This is a genomic window from Streptomyces adelaidensis (assembly GCF_016598475.1).
Classification (GTDB): domain Bacteria; phylum Actinomycetota; class Actinomycetes; order Streptomycetales; family Streptomycetaceae; genus Streptomyces; species Streptomyces adelaidensis.
This window is the reverse complement of record NZ_JAEMUX010000030.1, coordinates 37162-52636: the sequence shown is the minus strand read 5'-3', so window position 1 is coordinate 52636 and position 15475 is coordinate 37162. Positions and strand designations below refer to the sequence as shown.

At 71.4% G+C, this 15475-nt stretch carries 14 protein-coding genes; 6 read left to right on the top strand and 8 right to left on the bottom strand.

Translation table 11 applies throughout. From position 1 onward, the window contains the following. Positions 1-54: 54 nt before the first annotated feature. Together I8N67_RS19210 and I8N67_RS19205 are read right to left on the bottom strand one after the other, a co-directional pair. Positions 55-1569, bottom strand: a complete 1515-nt coding sequence (locus I8N67_RS19210; protein ID WP_200304372.1) for a hypothetical protein — start codon at positions 1567-1569, stop codon at positions 55-57. A 202-nt stretch (positions 1570-1771) separates the two neighbouring features. Further along, on the bottom strand, positions 1772-2038 hold the full coding sequence (locus tag I8N67_RS19205; RefSeq protein ID WP_200304371.1) for a helix-turn-helix domain-containing protein: 267 nt from the start codon (positions 2036-2038) through the stop codon (positions 1772-1774). 73 nt (positions 2039-2111) lie between these two features. Between I8N67_RS19205 and map the strand changes: the two genes are divergently transcribed. Next, positions 2112-2879: a type I methionyl aminopeptidase gene (gene map / locus I8N67_RS19200; RefSeq protein WP_200304370.1), complete on the top strand. Its 768-nt coding sequence runs from the start codon at positions 2112-2114 to the stop codon at positions 2877-2879. A 46-nt stretch (positions 2880-2925) separates the two neighbouring features. Beyond that, positions 2926-3447, top strand: coding sequence for a GNAT family N-acetyltransferase (locus tag I8N67_RS19195; protein ID WP_200304369.1), 522 nt, complete (start codon positions 2926-2928; stop codon positions 3445-3447). A gap of 10 nt (positions 3448-3457) precedes the next feature. Here I8N67_RS19195 and ggt read toward each other — a convergent pair whose 3' ends face one another. Continuing rightward, a complete protein-coding gene (ggt, locus tag I8N67_RS19190) occupies positions 3458-5263 on the bottom strand; it encodes a gamma-glutamyltransferase (RefSeq protein ID WP_200304368.1) in 1806 nt (601 codons plus the stop codon). Between the two features lie 145 nt (positions 5264-5408). Here ggt and I8N67_RS19185 point away from each other — a divergent pair, with 145 nt between their 5' ends. After that, complete coding sequence (locus I8N67_RS19185) at positions 5409-6164, top strand: hypothetical protein (protein ID WP_200304367.1); 756 nt, start codon at positions 5409-5411, stop codon at positions 6162-6164. 106 nt (positions 6165-6270) lie between these two features. Then, positions 6271-7863: a CocE/NonD family hydrolase gene (locus I8N67_RS19180; RefSeq protein ID WP_200304366.1), complete on the top strand. Its 1593-nt coding sequence runs from the start codon at positions 6271-6273 to the stop codon at positions 7861-7863. A 156-nt stretch (positions 7864-8019) separates the two neighbouring features. Here I8N67_RS19180 and I8N67_RS19175 read toward each other — a convergent pair whose 3' ends face one another. Both I8N67_RS19175 and I8N67_RS19170 read right to left on the bottom strand, forming a co-directional pair. Further along, positions 8020-8763 (bottom strand): amino acid ABC transporter ATP-binding protein, encoded by a 744-nt coding sequence (locus tag I8N67_RS19175; protein WP_200304365.1) that lies wholly within the window; start codon positions 8761-8763, stop codon positions 8020-8022. 177 nt (positions 8764-8940) lie between these two features. Next, positions 8941-9402 (bottom strand): DUF6278 family protein, encoded by a 462-nt coding sequence (locus tag I8N67_RS19170; protein ID WP_200304364.1) that lies wholly within the window; start codon positions 9400-9402, stop codon positions 8941-8943. Positions 9403-9582: 180 nt separating this feature from the next. Here I8N67_RS19170 and I8N67_RS19165 point away from each other — a divergent pair, with 180 nt between their 5' ends. Next, complete coding sequence (locus I8N67_RS19165) at positions 9583-11373, top strand: SGNH/GDSL hydrolase family protein (protein WP_200304397.1); 1791 nt, start codon at positions 9583-9585, stop codon at positions 11371-11373. A 3-nt stretch (positions 11374-11376) separates the two neighbouring features. On the opposite strand, the gene I8N67_RS19160 is transcribed toward I8N67_RS19165, so the two are convergent. The 3 genes from I8N67_RS19160 to pcaDC all read right to left on the bottom strand — a co-directional run bounded on the left by I8N67_RS19160 (position 11377) and on the right by pcaDC (position 14215). Further along, on the bottom strand, positions 11377-12156 hold the full coding sequence (locus I8N67_RS19160; protein WP_200304363.1) for an exodeoxyribonuclease III: 780 nt from the start codon (positions 12154-12156) through the stop codon (positions 11377-11379). Positions 12157-12239: 83 nt separating this feature from the next. Continuing rightward, a complete protein-coding gene (locus tag I8N67_RS19155; RefSeq protein WP_200304362.1) occupies positions 12240-12881 on the bottom strand; it encodes an MBL fold metallo-hydrolase in 642 nt (213 codons plus the stop codon). A 35-nt stretch (positions 12882-12916) separates the two neighbouring features. Next, positions 12917-14215 carry a bifunctional 3-oxoadipate enol-lactonase/4-carboxymuconolactone decarboxylase PcaDC gene (gene pcaDC / locus I8N67_RS19150; protein WP_200304361.1) on the bottom strand — a complete coding sequence of 433 codons (1299 nt, stop codon included), beginning with the start codon at positions 14213-14215 and terminating at the stop codon, positions 12917-12919. 1054 nt (positions 14216-15269) lie between these two features. On the opposite strand from pcaDC, the gene I8N67_RS19145 reads away from it, so the two are divergent. After that, positions 15270-15410 carry a hypothetical protein gene (locus I8N67_RS19145; RefSeq protein WP_020277398.1) on the top strand — a complete coding sequence of 47 codons (141 nt, stop codon included), beginning with the start codon at positions 15270-15272 and terminating at the stop codon, positions 15408-15410. Positions 15411-15475: the final 65 nt, after the last annotated feature.

Genomic DNA, 15475 nt, shown 5'->3' with positions numbered 1-15475 from the left:
CCCAGGTGCCCCGCGTGGCGAACCCGCCGAGCCCCGTCCCGCCGGGGGTGTCCGTCAGCCGAGTCCGGCCACGCGCAGCGCGTGCACCACCTCGCGGTAGCGGTCCTCCGAGACGCCGCGCGCCGCCGCCAGGACGAGGGGCGTGAGCCGCTGCGGATCCGGCGCCGCGCTGCGCGCCGCCTCCTCCGGCGTACGCATGTGCACATATACGTCGAGCAGCGCACGCGCCTCCCGCTCGCGCCCCTCGGTGGCGAACCCGAGCACCGCCTCGCCGATCTCCTCGGCGGGCCGGGAGACGCCCTGCCGCAGCATCTGTTCGCCGTCCGTGGCGCGGCCCACGGCGTGCAGGGCGTCCGCGACCGCGACCAGCCGGTCGGGGGGCAGCGAGCCGGCCTCCCACAGCAGGGTCGCCCAGTCGGCGCTCAGTCCCGCGCGGTGCAGGCCGGCCGCGAGCAGCGGGAAGCGGGCGGCGGGCCAGTACGCGGCCTCCACGAGCAGGGCGTGCGCCTCCCCGCTGCGCCCCTCCCCGCGCAGCCGCAGCAACCGCTCGACGGTCCCGGCGACCTCCCGGCGCGCCTCGTCGTCGAGCGGCTCCCGCGCCTGCTTCTGCGGCGCCGCCGCCTCGGCCTCCGCCGCGACACCGGCGTAGCGGGCGCCCCGGGGAGCCCGTCCCTTGCGCCCCGCGGCCGGCCCGGGCGCCGCCTCCGGGACGACGGCGGGCGGTGCCTCCTCGGCTTCGGCGGCCCCGGCGAAGCGGGCACCCCCTCGGGGGCGGCGCTTGGGGCGCTGCTTGGCGGGCGCCTGGGCGGAGGGTTCCTGGCCGGGGCCGCGGTGTTGGGGCTCCGCGGTGGTCCGGGCGGTTGCGTCGGGGTGGGGGAAGGCGTCCGCGTAGCCGTCGTGCGCGGTGCTGTCGGGGTCGCGGCTGCCCTGCGTACGACCGCCGGTCCGCTGCTCCGTGTGCGTACGGCCGTCGCCGCGCTCCTCGGCCTCCGGCACCCAGAAGCCGTCCCCGGCGGCGTTCGCCGGAAAGCGCGCCGCGCCCCGCACGGGGTCGTGCGGGGCGCGGGCGTCGCACTCCTCGATGCGGGTGCGCAGCTCGGTGCAGCGGGCTGTGGCGCGTTCGTGGTCGTCGTGGGCCCAGGCCAGGTCCAGGCGGATCGAATCGGCCTCCTGCTGGGTGGTGGCGCCCTGGAGGAGGCGGCTCAGTTCGACGGTGCGCTCGCCGGCGTGGCGCTGTTCGCGGATCATCACGTCCAGCCGGCCGCCGAGGGCGTCACGGCCGCCGGGCCGGGCGTCGTACGCGGCGAGCGAGGCGCCGTGCAGGGCGCGGGCGCGCGCGGTCTCCTGGGCCGCGGCGGCGGGACCGTACGCGGTGTTGAGGTCGTGCATGAGCGCTTCCACGACATCCCAGGGCGGCACCTCCAGGCCGTCGAGGCAGGCCCGCATGCCCTCGGGGTCGCGCTGCCAGAAAACGGCACACCAACCGCCGCCCTGGTCGAGCTTGGTCATCAGCTTGTTCAGGTAACCCGAGAACTCCCGCACTTCACCGGGGAGTTGATCCACAGCCATTGCATACTCCCCGGCAGACTGGAGTGCTCCGGTCCGTTAGAAAACACCAGTTGTGTTACAGAACGGCTACGCGAAGTTTTCAGAGTGGACGCAGTGTGCTGTGCGCGCCTGGGTGACGGCTGTGCGTTCAGGAGTTCCGGCCATTACGGCGATGCTCCGGCCACGGCGCGGCGGCGGGCCCTTGACCGGCCCCTCGAACACGTCAGACCACCGCTGCCGCGGCCGGCGCCACGGCGCACTGCGCGGCCAGTGCGTCCATGGACAGGTCCAGCGTGCGGGCGAGGGCGGCGATCGTGAAGAAGGCCGGGGTGGGGGCGCGGCCGGTCTCGATCTTGCGGAGGGTCTCCGCGGAGATGCCCGCACCGGCGGCGACCTCCGTCATGCTGCGGCCACCGCGGGCGTCACGCAGCAGCCGGCCGAACCGCTCGCCGCGTTCGCGCTCTTCGGGGGTCAGAGGGGTACGCACCATGACCCCATTCTAATACCGATCCCCACCGATGGACCGGTATATTAATTGGGCATCGAGCGGTATAGTAATTGGCATGGTGGAACTGAAGACGGACGCGTCGATGGACGCGATGTACGAGGCCGGGCAGGTGGTCGGGCGAGGGCTCACCGCCGCGCGGAAGGCGGCCGACGTGGGCGTTTCCCTGCTCGAACTGAACGAGGTGGCACACGAGGTGCTGCGCGGGGCGGGCGCCTCGTCGCCCTTCCTGGGCTACCGGCCCGCCTTCGCGCCCACGCCCTTCCCCGCGGTGCTCTGCGCCTCGGTGAACGACGCGATCGTGCACGGCATCCCGACGTCGTACCGGCTGCGCGACGGCGACCTCGTCTCCCTCGACTTCGGCGCCGAACTGGGCGGCTGGGCCGGGGACTCGGCGATCAGCTTCGTCGTGGGCGAGCCCCGCGCGGCCGACCTGCGGCTCGTCGAGACCGCGGAGCGCGCCCTCGCGGCGGGCATCGGGGCCGCCGTGGTCGGCAACCGCATCGGCGACATCGCGCACGCCATCGGCACCGTGTGCCGCGCCGCCGGGTACGGGATTCCCGACGGATTTGGCGGGCACGGAATCGGGCGCCATATGCACGAGGATCCGGGTGTGCCGAACGAGGGGCGCCCCGGGCGGGGGATGCGCTTGCGGCACGGGATGGTGCTGGCCATCGAGCCGATGCTGATCGGCGGAGGCACGGACGGATACCACGAGGCACCCGACGGCTGGACGCTCCGGACGAACGACGGGTCCCGGGCGGCCCACGCGGAGCACACGGTCGCGATCACGGACGCGGGGCCGCGGATTCTCACCGAGCGCTAGCCCATTCCCCCGCACCTCTCGAAACACCCCGGTCTACCCTCTGGCCATGCTTTTCAGGAACGGCACGACCACCGACGCCGAGCGCGTCGCCGCGCTCCACACCGCCAGTTGGCGGACCGCGTACGCCGAGCTGATGCCCGGCGCGTACCTCGACGGGCCGTTGCGCGAGGAGCATCTCGCCAAGTGGCGTGCCCGGACCGCCGACCCCGAGGGGCGGTGGCTGCTCCTGGCTGAGGAGGGGCAGGAGCTGCGCGGCTTCATCCATCTCGTCGTGGCGGCGGACGGCCGTGTCCACGTGGACAACCTGCATGCCCGGCCGGGGCATCTCGGCACCGGCATCGGCGGCCGCCTGCTGCGCCACGGTTTCCGCTGGGCGGCGGCCGAGCATCCGGGCCGGGACGTCTACCTGGAGGTGCTGCGGGGCAACGAGCGGGCGATCGGCTTCTACGAACGTCAGGGTGGCGTGCGCACGGCCGAGCGACCGGTCCGGCTGACGGCGGACCTCGTGCTCGACGAGATCGAGTATTCCTGGTCCGCCGCCACGGTCGGCGCGTTCGCCGCGTCCTGACGCGGCCCGCCTACTTCGCCGGGTGCACCACCATCGCCGCGCCGCCCCCGCGCCGTACCGTCTCGGCGGCGGCCAGCCACTTGCCGTCGGGCAGGCGCTGGACGGCGGTCGCGGCGCCGATCTCGGGGTTCTGCCGGAAGCCGTGGCCGATGGCTTCGAGGTCGGTCTTCAGGGGGCTGCTCCACAGGCCCGGTTCGAGTTCCGTGGTGGTCTGGTTGCGCTGGCTGGCGCGCGGCGCGGCGATCGCGTCGACCAGCGGCAGGCCCCGGTCGACGAAGCCGGTCAGTGTCTGCAGCACGGTCGTGATGATGGTCGCGCCGCCCGGTGAACCGAGCGCCACGACGGGCCTGTCGTGCTTGTCCAGCACGATCGTGGGCGACATCGACGAGCGGGGCCGCTTGCCCGGCCCCGGCAGGTTCGGGTCGTGCACGGCCGGGTTGGCCGGGGTGAAGGAGAAGTCCGTCAGCTCGTTGTTGAGCAGGAAGCCACGGCCCGGCACGGTGATGCCACTGCCGCCGGTCTGCTCGATGGTGAGGGTGTACGAGACCACGTCGCCCCACTTGTCGGCGACCGTGAGGTGGGTCGTGCTGTCGCCCTCGTACGTCGTCGGGGCCGCCGTACCGCCCGCCGAGCAGGCCGCCGGATCGCGCGGGTCACCCGGCGCGACGGGACTGGTGAGGACCGCGTCGTCCTTGATCAGGCACTCACGCGAGTCGGCGTACTTCTGCGACAGCAGTTCCTTGGTCGGTACGTCCTCGAAGGCGGGGTCGCCCACCCAGCGGCCACGGTCGGCGAACGCGATACGGCTGGCCTCGATGTAGCGGTGCAGGTACTGGACGTCGCTCGCCTTCGAAAGGTCGGTCCGCTCAAGGATGTTGAGCGCCTCGGCGACCGTCGTGCCACCGGACGACGAGGGGGCCATCCCGTACACGCCGAGACCCCGGTACGACGCCTTCGTGGGCGCCTGGAGCTTGGTGCGGTACGCGGCGAGGTCGGCGGCCGTCAGATCGCCGGGTCGGGCGTTGTAGCCCGAACTCGGGTCCACCGGCGGCTCGTTGACCGTGTCGACGATGTCCTCGGCGAGGTCGCCCCGGTAGAGGGTGCCGACGCCCTCGCGGCCCAACTCGGCGTAGGTACGGGCCAGATCGGGGTTCTTCAGGGTCGAGCCGACCACCGGCAGCTCGCCGCCGGGCAGATACAGGTCGACCGTGGCCGGGAAGTTCCGGAACCGGGCCTCGTTGGACGCGGTCTGGGCGCGGAAGGTCGCATCGACGGTGAACCCGTCGCGGGCGAGCTTCTCGGCGGGCTTCAGCAGCTTACCGAGCGGCTTGCTGCCCCAACTCCGCAGTGCGGTCTGCCAGGTGGCGGGCGTGCCGGGCGTGCCGACGCTCAGCCCGCTGGTGACGGCCTCCGCGAACGGGATGGCCGTGCCGTTCTCCAGGAAGAGGTCCTCGCCGGCGCTCAGGGGCGCGGTCTCCCGGCCGTCGATGGTGTGCACCGAACGGGACTTGGCGTCGTAGTAGACGAAGTAGCCGCCTCCGCCGATGCCCGCCGAGTACGGCTCCGTGACGCCGAGCGCGGCGGCCGTGGCGACGGCGGCGTCCACCGCGTTGCCGCCCTTGCGGAGCACCTCGATGCCGGCGGCGGAGGCATCCGGATCGACGCTGGACACGGCACCGCCGTAGCCGACGGCGACCGGGACCTTCTCCACGGGGTCCGTCGCGGCGGAGGTCGGCGGGGCCGCCCCCATCGACACCACGGCGGACGTAGCCGCCAGCACAGCCAGTTTCCGCGCGACAGGGCGACGCAGACGCATCCGTACCTCCAGTCAGGGACCGTCCGCGCAGAGTAACGCGGCTGCCATGACCCCGTCAGCGATGTCTGGGCCAACGGCGAATTCGGACAGGGATTCGGATAGAGATTCGGGCACTGTTCGGCCGTGCCCGCTACCATGCGCGCCCATGAATGACGACGTGCGCAATATCGTCCTCGGCGTGATCGCGGCGGGGGTCAGTGCCTCGCTGGGCTGGTTCGTCCGGACATACCTGTGGAAGCGGAAGCTCCGCCGCAAGCAGACGTTCTTCGGGCTGCCGGAGAATTCCGAGTCCCTGTTGGTGGTCAACCGCGATCCGTCCAGCGCGGACCTCGCGGTCCATCGCTTCGACGTGTTCGCGCTGCTGGAGCTCTCCGCGCTGATCAAGGACTGCGGCTCGCACGCGCAGATGATCACCCAGGACGCGGCCCAGCAGGGGTTCGGCGAGCGCACCGAATTCTGCGTGGGAGGACCCGGCTCGAACCGCCGCATGGCGGCCCACATCGCGGCCATGCTGCCGGGCATACGTTTCAACCTCGCCCCCGAGCCCGGCCCCGACCGGGCCGCCTTCCAGATCGGCGGCGAGCGCTACCGCCTGGACCCCGGCGTCACCGAGCACGTCATCCTGGCCAGGATCACCACCGGCCAGCCCGACCAGTCGCGGCCGGTCTTCCTCTTCTGCGGCCAGCGGGCGATCACCAACCAGGCCGCCACCCGCTACCTCGCCCGCCACCACGAGCGCCTGCACCGCAAGTACGGCACCGGCACTTTCGTCCTCCTCCTGAAGGTCGTCAACTCCCAGGCGTACGGCCCCGATGTCGTCGAACTCGTCGGGGACGTCACCCGCGCGGCCCAGGCCCCGGCGCCGTCGGTACCGGAACAGATCTCGCACCGAGCCTCATAGCCCGAGCCAAACGTTACCGTCACGTAACTTACTGGGGAGTTACCTCTGGTAAGGGGTGCCGGTTACCGTCGGGTCACTTTGCACTTACACGAGTGAGGAGTGACCCGTGAGACACCCGCACGGCACCACATCGCGTACCACCAAGGCCCTGCGCACGAGCGCCGTGGGCGCCGTCTCGGCCACCCTGGTCGCCGGCACGGCCCTCGGCCTCGCCCCCGCCGCCCAGGCGGCCTCGACGAGCCCGCCCACCACCCGCTTCGTCGACATCAGGGGCGACGGCGGCATCGTCCTCAAGGCCAACGTCGTGGCCCCCGCCGACACTTCACGCGCGTACCCGCTGGTCGTGCTGCCCACGAGCTGGGGCCTGCCCCAGATCGAGTACCTGGCCCAGGCGCGGCAGCTGGCGGACGCCGGTTATGTCGTGGTCAGTTACAACGTCCGGGGCTTCTGGGAGTCCGGCGGGTTCATAGAAGTCGCGGGACCACCCGACATAGCCGATGCCTCCAAGGTGATCGACTGGGCCCTCGCCAACACCCCGGCCGACGCCGGGCACGTCGGCATGGCGGGGCTGTCGTACGGCGCGGGCATCAGCCTGCTCACCGCCGCGCACGACCGGCGGGTCAAGGCGGTCGCGGCGCTGAGCGGCTGGGCGGACCTGATCGAGTCGATCTACTCCGGCCGCACGCAGCACGTCCAGGCGGCCGGACTGCTGGACGGCGCCGGACGGATCACCGGCCGCCAGGGGCCCGAAGTCCAGCAGATCTTCAAGGACTTCTACGCGTCCAACCTGGCCAAGGAGGGCGACATGCTCGCCTGGGGGAAGAAACGTTCCCCCGTGACCTATGTGGACCGGCTCAACACCAACGGCACGGCCGTCATGCTCGCCAACGCCTGGGGCGACTCGATCTTCCCGCCCAACCAGTACGCCGACTTCTACGAGAAGCTCACCGGCCCGAAACGGCTGGAGCTGCGCCCCGGCGACCACGCCACCACGGAGCTGACCGGCCTGCTCGGGCTGCCCAACGACGTGTGGACGGACACCCGGCGCTGGCTCGACCACCACCTCAAGGGCACGGCCAACGGCATCGACCGCGAGCAGCCCGTCCAGCTCAAGTCCCGTACCGGCGGCGCGTACGAAGGGTATCCGGACTGGAAGTCGGTCGCCGCGACCCGCAAGAAGATCGCCCTGACGAGCGGCACCACGATCCGCGCGAACGTCGACTCGGGCGCGAACGGCGGGGTCGTCTTCCTGTCCAGCATCCTGGACCAGCTGGCCCAGCTCCCGCCGGTCGCCTCGATACCGCTGCTGCCGCGCCGCTGGGCGGCCGTGTGGCAGTCGGAGAAGTACCCGAGCACCCAGGCCGTCCGGGGCACCGCGAATCTGCACACCACGGTCACGGCCACCAAGGAGAGCGGCACCCTCGTCGCCTACCTCTACGACGTGGGCCCGCTCGGCCTCGGCAAGCTGGTCAGTAACGCGCCGTACACCTTCCACGGCAAGACGCCCGGCACACCGTTCGGCGTGGACCTGGAGTTGTCCTCCACGGCCTACGACGTTCCGGCGGGCCACCGTCTCGCCCTGGTCGTCGACACGGTCGACCCGCTCTACATCGAGCACAACCCGTCCGGCGCGCAGCTGACCTTCTCCTCGCCGCCGAACGACCCGTCGTACGTGTCGATCCCGCTGCGCGAGCAGTGATCTCCGGCTGCCGCCGGGCGGGCCTGGCCCCTGGCTACTGCGCGCCTGGCAGCAGCGTCACCGGTTCGGCCGGGGCGGCGTCCATGGCCCCGGTCACCCCCGAGTGGATGAACCGCTCATCGTAGTCGAGGCCCGCGCCCGGTCCAGTGGGGGTGGTCAGTGCTTGAGAATCTTGGAGAGGAAATCCTTGGCCCGGTCGCTCTCCGGGGTGGTGAAGAACCCGTCCGGGTCGCGGTCCTCGACGATACGGCCGTCGGCCATGAAGACGACACGGTTGGCGGCGGAGCGGGCGAAACCCATCTCATGGGTGACGACGACCATGGTCATGCCCTCGCGCGCCAACTGCTGCATGACTTCGAGGACTTCGTTGATCATCTCTGGGTCGAGGGCCGAGGTCGGCTCGTCGAACAGCATCACCTTGGGGTCCATGGCGAGGGCGCGGGCGATGGCCACGCGCTGCTGCTGGCCGCCGGAGAGCTGCGCCGGGTACTTCGGTGCCTGGTCGGAAAGGCCGACCCGGTCGAGGAGTTCGCGGGAGCGTCTGTCGGCGTCCTCCTTCTTCCGTTTGCGGACCTTGATCTGACCGAGCGAGACATTCTGCAGGACCGTCTTGTGCGCGAACAGGTTGAAGGACTGGAAGACCATGCCGACGTCGGCGCGGAGCGCCGCAAGGGCCTTGCCCTCGTCCGGCAGCGGCTGCCCGTCCAGCAGGATCGTGCCGGAGCGGATCGGCTCCAGCCGGTTGATGGCCCTGCACAGCGTCGACTTCCCCGACCCCGAGGGGCCGATGACCACGACCACCTCGCCCTTGCCGACGGTGAGGTCGATGTCCTGCAGGACATGCAACTCGCCGAAGTACTTGTTCACGTCGTGCATCTCGATCAATGGATCGACAGCCATGCCCTGCCCGCCCCAGTCACTCTCGACCGTGTGGTGTTGTGCCGTGTCGTGTTGTGCCGTGTCGTGTTGTGCCCTGTTGTGCCGCCGCACGCCGTGCCGCAGATGCCGCAAACTATCCGGACGGAAGTTGCCTCTATACGGGAACACGCACTTTCGGGAATTAGCCGTATTGTGCGGTCATCCCTCCGCGACCTCGGCATACAACTGGGAGAGCTCCGGTACGCCGCTGGCGGCCCACTCCTGGCCCGCCTCGACCACGTCGACCTCCCGGCCGGAGGCCAGTCGGACCACGGGCTGTCCGTTCGGCCAGATCTCCCAGCGGGCGCCGGGGACAGCGCGTACGACGACCGTGCCGAGGTAGAGCCCGGCGTCGTTCCCGAGCCAGGCCGCGGTCTCCTCGTCGTCGCGCCAGCGCGGGACGAGCTGGTCGAGCGCCTCCAACGAGGCGGTGGAATCGTCGAGTTCGACCCCGGCCTGTTCGGCCTGCGCGCGCAGCAGTTCGCATTCGGAGAGCAGTTCGGCGAGGGCTTGGTGACCGTCGTCGTCACCGCCGTCGCCGCTGTCGCCGCCGGTGAACACCGCGACCCCGAAGGCGGGGTCACGCCTCTTGCGCCAGTTGCCCAGGAAAGAGATGTTCATGCGGTCAGCGTGTCATTCGCACCCCCCTTCGCACCACAGGCGCGCGGGTACCGCCTGTTCGCCGGGGATTCACCCCGCGTTCGCGCACGCCTCATTGACGGGCCCATGACGGCTCTTTAGTTTCGTGGCGCATCTGTCGTCTCATCGTTGTATCGATGTCTCATCGTCATCGTCGCCATCATCGTCATCAGCGAGCGGGAGGGGTCACGCGTGCGCCGACGCGTCTGGGGAACGGCCGTTGTACTGGGTCTGTTGGCGGCGGTCGCACCCGCCGTTTCGGCCCGCGCAGCCGACGGAGGGGTGACCGAACCGGCGCCGCTGGAACGCCTCTTCGACAACCGGGCGGTCAGCCACGACGCGCGGCCCGCCGAGGCCGACTTCGACGGCGCCGGCGGCTCCCTCTCGGCGGCCGACCTGACGGCCGCGGGATGGACGCCCTGGCGGGCGCTGACCGTTCAGGGCGCCCGCCTGACGTGGCCGCGCCGCACGGCGGGCGAGCCCGACAACGTACGCGCGGCGGGCCAGTCCGTGCGCGTGCGGGGCCATGGCGACGCCCTCGCCCTCCTCGTCGCCGGCACGGCCGGCACCGACGCGACCGGCACCGGCACGGTCCGCTACGCGGGCGGCGCCCGCTCCACGTACCGCCTGACCGCGCCGGACTGGCGCACCGGCCCACTCGCCACCAAGGCCGTCGCGCTCCCCCACATCAACACGCCCGACGGCCAACTCACCGAGAAGGCACGCCTGTACGTCGTCACCGTGCCGATCGCGCGTGGCCGCGAGGTCGCCTCCGTGACCCTGCCGCGCAACCGGGACCTGCATGTGTTCGCCCTGGCGGTGCGGCCCGAGTCACGCGGCTGGACGGGTAGTTGGGCCGCGTCCACCTCCGGTCACACGGCGGTCGGGCCCTGGACCGACCGGACGCTGCGACTGGTCGTCCACACCTCGGCGGGCGGGCCCCGGGTGCGCATCCGGCTCGACAACACGTTCGCGTCCGCGCCGGTACGGGTCGCAAGCGCGACGGTGGCGTTGCAGGGGGTGGGGGCCGCCGCCCGGAGCGCGCCGGTGCCGCTGTCGTTCCGGGGTGCGGCGGGCACCGCGATCCCGGCGGGCGCACAGGAGTTCAGTGACCCGCTGGGCTTCGAGGTGCCGCCGGACACCAACCTGCTGGTGAGCTTCCATCTGCCGGGGACCGTCACGGCGGCGCCCGTGCACCGGCTCGCCCAGCAGACCTCGTACGTCAGCGAGCCGGGCGACCACGCGGGCGACGGCTCGGCGACGGCGTACACCTCGGCGGTCACGGCCTGGCCACTGCTGACGGGGGTGGATGTGGGCGGCGGGCCGGGCTCCGTCGTGCTTCTCGGGGACTCGATCACCGACGGGGAGAAGTCGACGGCCGGGGCGAACCGGCGGTGGCCCGATGTGCTGGCGAGGCGGCTGTTGGCCCAGGACGAGGTCCCGCGCTACGGCGTCCTCAACCAGGGGATCTCGGCGAATCGGGTGGTCACCGACCGCTATCCGGGCGACGGCGTCTCCACCGACACGGGCGGTGTGAGCGCCCTGCACCGCCTCGACCGCGACGTCCTCGCCCAGACCTCGGCCCGCAGCGTCGTCGTCTTCCAGGGCGTCAACGACGTCCGCTGGGGTGCGACGGCGGACGAGGTCGTCACCGGGCTACGGGAGATCGCGGCCCGGGGGCACGAGCGCGGGCTGCGGACGCTCGCGGCGACGATCGCTCCGTGCGAGGGAGAGACCCGGTGCACGGCCGCCGCCGATGCCCAGCGGGTCGCGGTGAACGAGTGGATCCGGGGCAACGAGGACTTCGACGGGGTCCTCGACTTCGACGCGGTGCTGCGGGACCCCGACCGCCCGGCGCGGATGCTGCCCGCGTACGACAGCGGGGACCATCTGCATCCGGGCGACGCGGGGCTGGCGGCGCTGGCCGAGTCGGTGGACCTCGGCCTGTTGTGACGGCTACAGGTCCAGGTCCACCACGACCGGCGCGTGGTCGGACGCGCCCTTGCCCTTGCGCTCCTCCCGGTCCACGTACGAGTCGCTCACGGCCTTCGCGAACGGCTCGTTGCCGTAGACGAGGTCGATGCGCATGCCTCGGTTCTTGGGGAAGCAGAGCTGCCGGTAGTCCCAGTACGTGAAGGGGTGCTCGTACTTGAGGGGCCTCGGGACGACATCGGAGAGGCCGGCCTCGCGGAGGGAGGCGAGGGCGGCGCGCTCGGCGGGGGTGACATGGGTGAGGCCCTCGAAGGCGGCGACGTCGTGCACGTCGTCGTCCGTCGGGGCCACGTTGTAGTCGCCCATGACGGCGAAGGGGCGGCTGCCGGCCGCGTCACCGGCGACGGCGGCCTTGAGGGCCTCGAACCACTGGAGCTTGTACGCGTAGTGCGGGTGGTCGACCTCGCGGCCGTTCGGCACGTACACCGACCAGACGCGGACCGGGCCGCAGGTCGCGGAGAGGGCGCGGGGCTCCACGACGCCGTCGTAACCGGGGTCGCCGGGCAGGCCCTTGACCACGTCCTCGATACCGACGCGGGAGATCACCGCCACGCCGTTCCACCGGCCCGTGGCGTGCACCGCCGCCTCGTAACCCTTCTCGCGCAGCGCCTCGAACGGGAAGCCGTCCTCGGCGATCTTGGCCTCCTGGAGGCAGAGCACGTCCGTGCCGCTGCTCTCCAGCCAGGCCAGGAGCCTCGGGAGGCGGGCGGTGATCGAGTTCACGTTCCAGGTCGCGATGCGCATGCCTCACAACTTACCGGGCGGGTCTGACAACGCCGGTCCCGCCCGGTCGTCACCCGGGCATCCACCGAGGTCGGGGGCGTCCCTCAGACGTCCGCCGAGGTGCCCGGGGCGAGGCGCAGGTGTTCCGCGCCGCCGAGGGCGCCGATCTGGCGGTCGTAGATGGGGCGGGCGAGGTCGGTGAGGAGGGCGTCGTGGATGTCGTACGCGCGTCGCGGCTTGAGTTCGCGGACGTAGTCGATGACCTCGGAGATCTTGCTCCAGGGTGCCATGACGGGGAGCATCAGCGTCTCGACGGCGTGGTCGGGGACGGTGAGGGCGTCGCCGGGGTGGAAGACGCGGCCGTCGTCGACGAGGTAGCCGACGTTGGTGATGCGCGGGAGATCGGGGTGGATGACGGCGTGGAGTTCGCCGTGGACCTGGACGTCGAAGCCCGCGGCGGTGAACGTGTCGCCGTGGCCGACGGTGTGCACCCGGCCGGGGAAGGCGGCGGCGATCTTCTCGGCGACGGACCGCAGGGTCCAGATCTCGGCGGCCGGGTTGCCCTCCAGGGCCGCCCGCAGCCGTCCCTCGTCGAAGTGGTCGGGGTGCTCGTGTGTGACCAGGACGGCGTCCGCGCCGACCGCGGCGTCCTGCTCGCTGAACCCGCCCGGGTCGATGACGAGCGTGCGTCCGTTCTTCTCCAGGCGGACGCAGGCATGCGACTTCTTCGTGAGCGTGAGTTTCATGGGTCCATCCTGCCTGCGGCCGTCGATCACCGCCCTCACTCCTCGGGGGTGGTCTCCTCGCGGATGACCTGCTGGGCCACCCTGAACGCGCTGTTCGCGGCCGGTACGCCGCAGTAGACGGCGGCCTGGAGGAGGACTTCCTTGATCTCGTTGGGGGTGAGGCCGTTACGGAGGGCGGCGCGGGTGTGGAAGGCGAGTTCGTCCAGGTGTCCGCCGGCGACGAGGGCGGTCAGCGTGACGCAGCTGCGGGAGCGCCGGTCGAGGCCTGGCCGGTCCCAGATCTCGCCCCAGGCGTAGCGGGTGATGAACTCCTGGAAGTCGCCGGAGAACTCGTCCGCCGTGGCCAGCGCCCGGTCGACGTGCGCATCGCCCAGCACCTCGCGGCGGACCTTGAGTCCGGCGTCGTACGGGTCCGGTCTGCCCATCGCCTCGGGCTGGGCGGCGGCCGGGGCGATCTCGGCGACCGGCCCGGTCTGCGGCGGGACGGCGGCGATGGCCGGCTTGACCGGGGCCGCAGGGATGGCGACCTGGCCGGTGGTCGAGTCGTAGGCGGGCTGCCAGGCCGTGGAGAAGTGGCGCACGAGGAGGTCGGTGACCGCCGCGGGCTGTTCGACCGGGACGAGGTGCGAGGCGCCGGGGACGACGGCGAGACGGGCGTCCGGGATGCCCGCGACGAGGGTGCGGGCCTCGGCCGGGCCGGTGACCTGGTCGTCGGAGCCGACGAGGACGAGGGTGGGGACGCCGATCCGGCCGAGTTCGGTGCGCACGTCGAACGAGGCGAGCGCCTCGCAGGAGGCGATGTAGCAGCCGGGGTCGGTGGTGCGGACCATCTGCACGGCCCACTCGGTGATCGCGGGCTGCGCCGCCGCGAACCCGGCGGTGAACCAGCGGTCCGGGGACGTACGGGCGATCGGGTCGAGACCGTTCGTCCGTACGATCACTCCGCGCTGGCGGAACTCGTCGGCCGTGCCGAAGCGGGGCGAGGCGGCGATCAGCGCGAGCGAGGCGATGCGCTCGGGATGACGCAGCGCCAGCTCGGTCCCGATGGCGCCGCCGAGCGCGCAGCCGGCGTAGCCGAAGCGCTGTACGCCGACGGCGTCGAGCGTGGCCAGCAGCCGGGACGCCAGTTCGGTGACCGATCCGCCGGGGTACGCGGGCGCGCCGCCGTGGCCGGGCAGGTCGAAGCGGAAGATCCGCCACTGCTTGGCCAGTTCGGGGATCTGCCGGTCCCACATGTGCCATGTGGTACCGAGCGAAGGGCCCAGGATCAGGACTGGGGCGTCTTCTGGCCCGTCAAAGCGGTATTGCAGGGTGTTCGGTAGTGTCTCGCTCACCCGTCAGACCCTCTCATCTCTCACGGGATCTCACATGCGGGTCCCAAACCTAACGGCTCTTGTCTCTCTCGCTACGGCAGGCCCGGCACTGCCGAAAGCCCGGGGGGGTCGTGGTGCGTGTTCACCGACGTGTACTCGTGACCGTTTGGGCAGTGGGTCCTGCGGGCGCATGCCCTATCCCAGTCCCGGCACCGAAGAGCTTCCTCCCCCGTCACGGATTCCAGGTGATGCGGATTGCACCATCGAGTGTGGTGGGGTGCCCGTGGCTCGGCGTGACTCACCTGAAAGCCTTCCGAGATCTCCCCAACCAGCAGCTTGAACACCACACGGTGAACGAGTTGCGTCTTCCCCTGGAGGCGACGGTGCCGTAGCCGGACGGGCCCTCCCGATTACAGCTACCGGTCCACAGCCGGCGGCCGGACTCCGGGCCCACCTCGATCTTGCTGGGCATGCGGCTCGGCAAGTCGCTCTGTCGGCAGACCGCCCGGCTCACGCCGTCCCTTCCGTGACAGCCCCCTGCAAGCCATCCCAGGTTGCGGCAGCTCTCACTACGGGGTGCGCACAGGACAACGCCTGCATGAGCTGGACCGGCGAACGCCGCCTCGCCGGCACTACCAAGACACGCCGGGGGCCCACCCTCGGCCAGGTCGGCCGGCTCGATGTCGTCGTGCACGGCGGGGACGACCAGACCTGGCTCGGCGTCCAGAACGAACCCGGCAGCGAACTGTTCGACCAATGCCAGGCCATGGGCGGCAAGATCGGCGACCGGGCCCCGGTGGTCACCATCGGGTCCACCAGGACGGCCGTCTCGTCTTCGCCCACCAGTCCCGCGACGACCTACGCAATGTACGGACCGGCGAACAGCCCGGCGGTGACAGCGGACCCGGCGCTTCCTCTTCCGCCTGGCAGGCGGCGGGCCTGCTCCCACTCGCCTGGACGGGTGCGGCGGAACAGACGACGCGCGTGTACTGCAATACGAGACATCGTCACGCCTATTGACTCGCATTCTGCTCTCACCTACGGTTGAGGCACTTCTCGAAAGGACGGAACCAGCATGGAGACAGTCGCCCTGATCGGCGTTCTGCTCGTGTCGTGCGCTGGCCGCCGAACCTATGACGAGCCGCTCAGCTACTTCCCGCCACGGGAAGGACTGCGCCCCGGTACGGCCGCCGGCGAGCCTCAGACCCCGTTCTGAGTGTTCCGAGTGCCGTTCGTCGCCGAGCGACGAACACCCGCCGCACCGAGAGCTTCGTCGTCCGT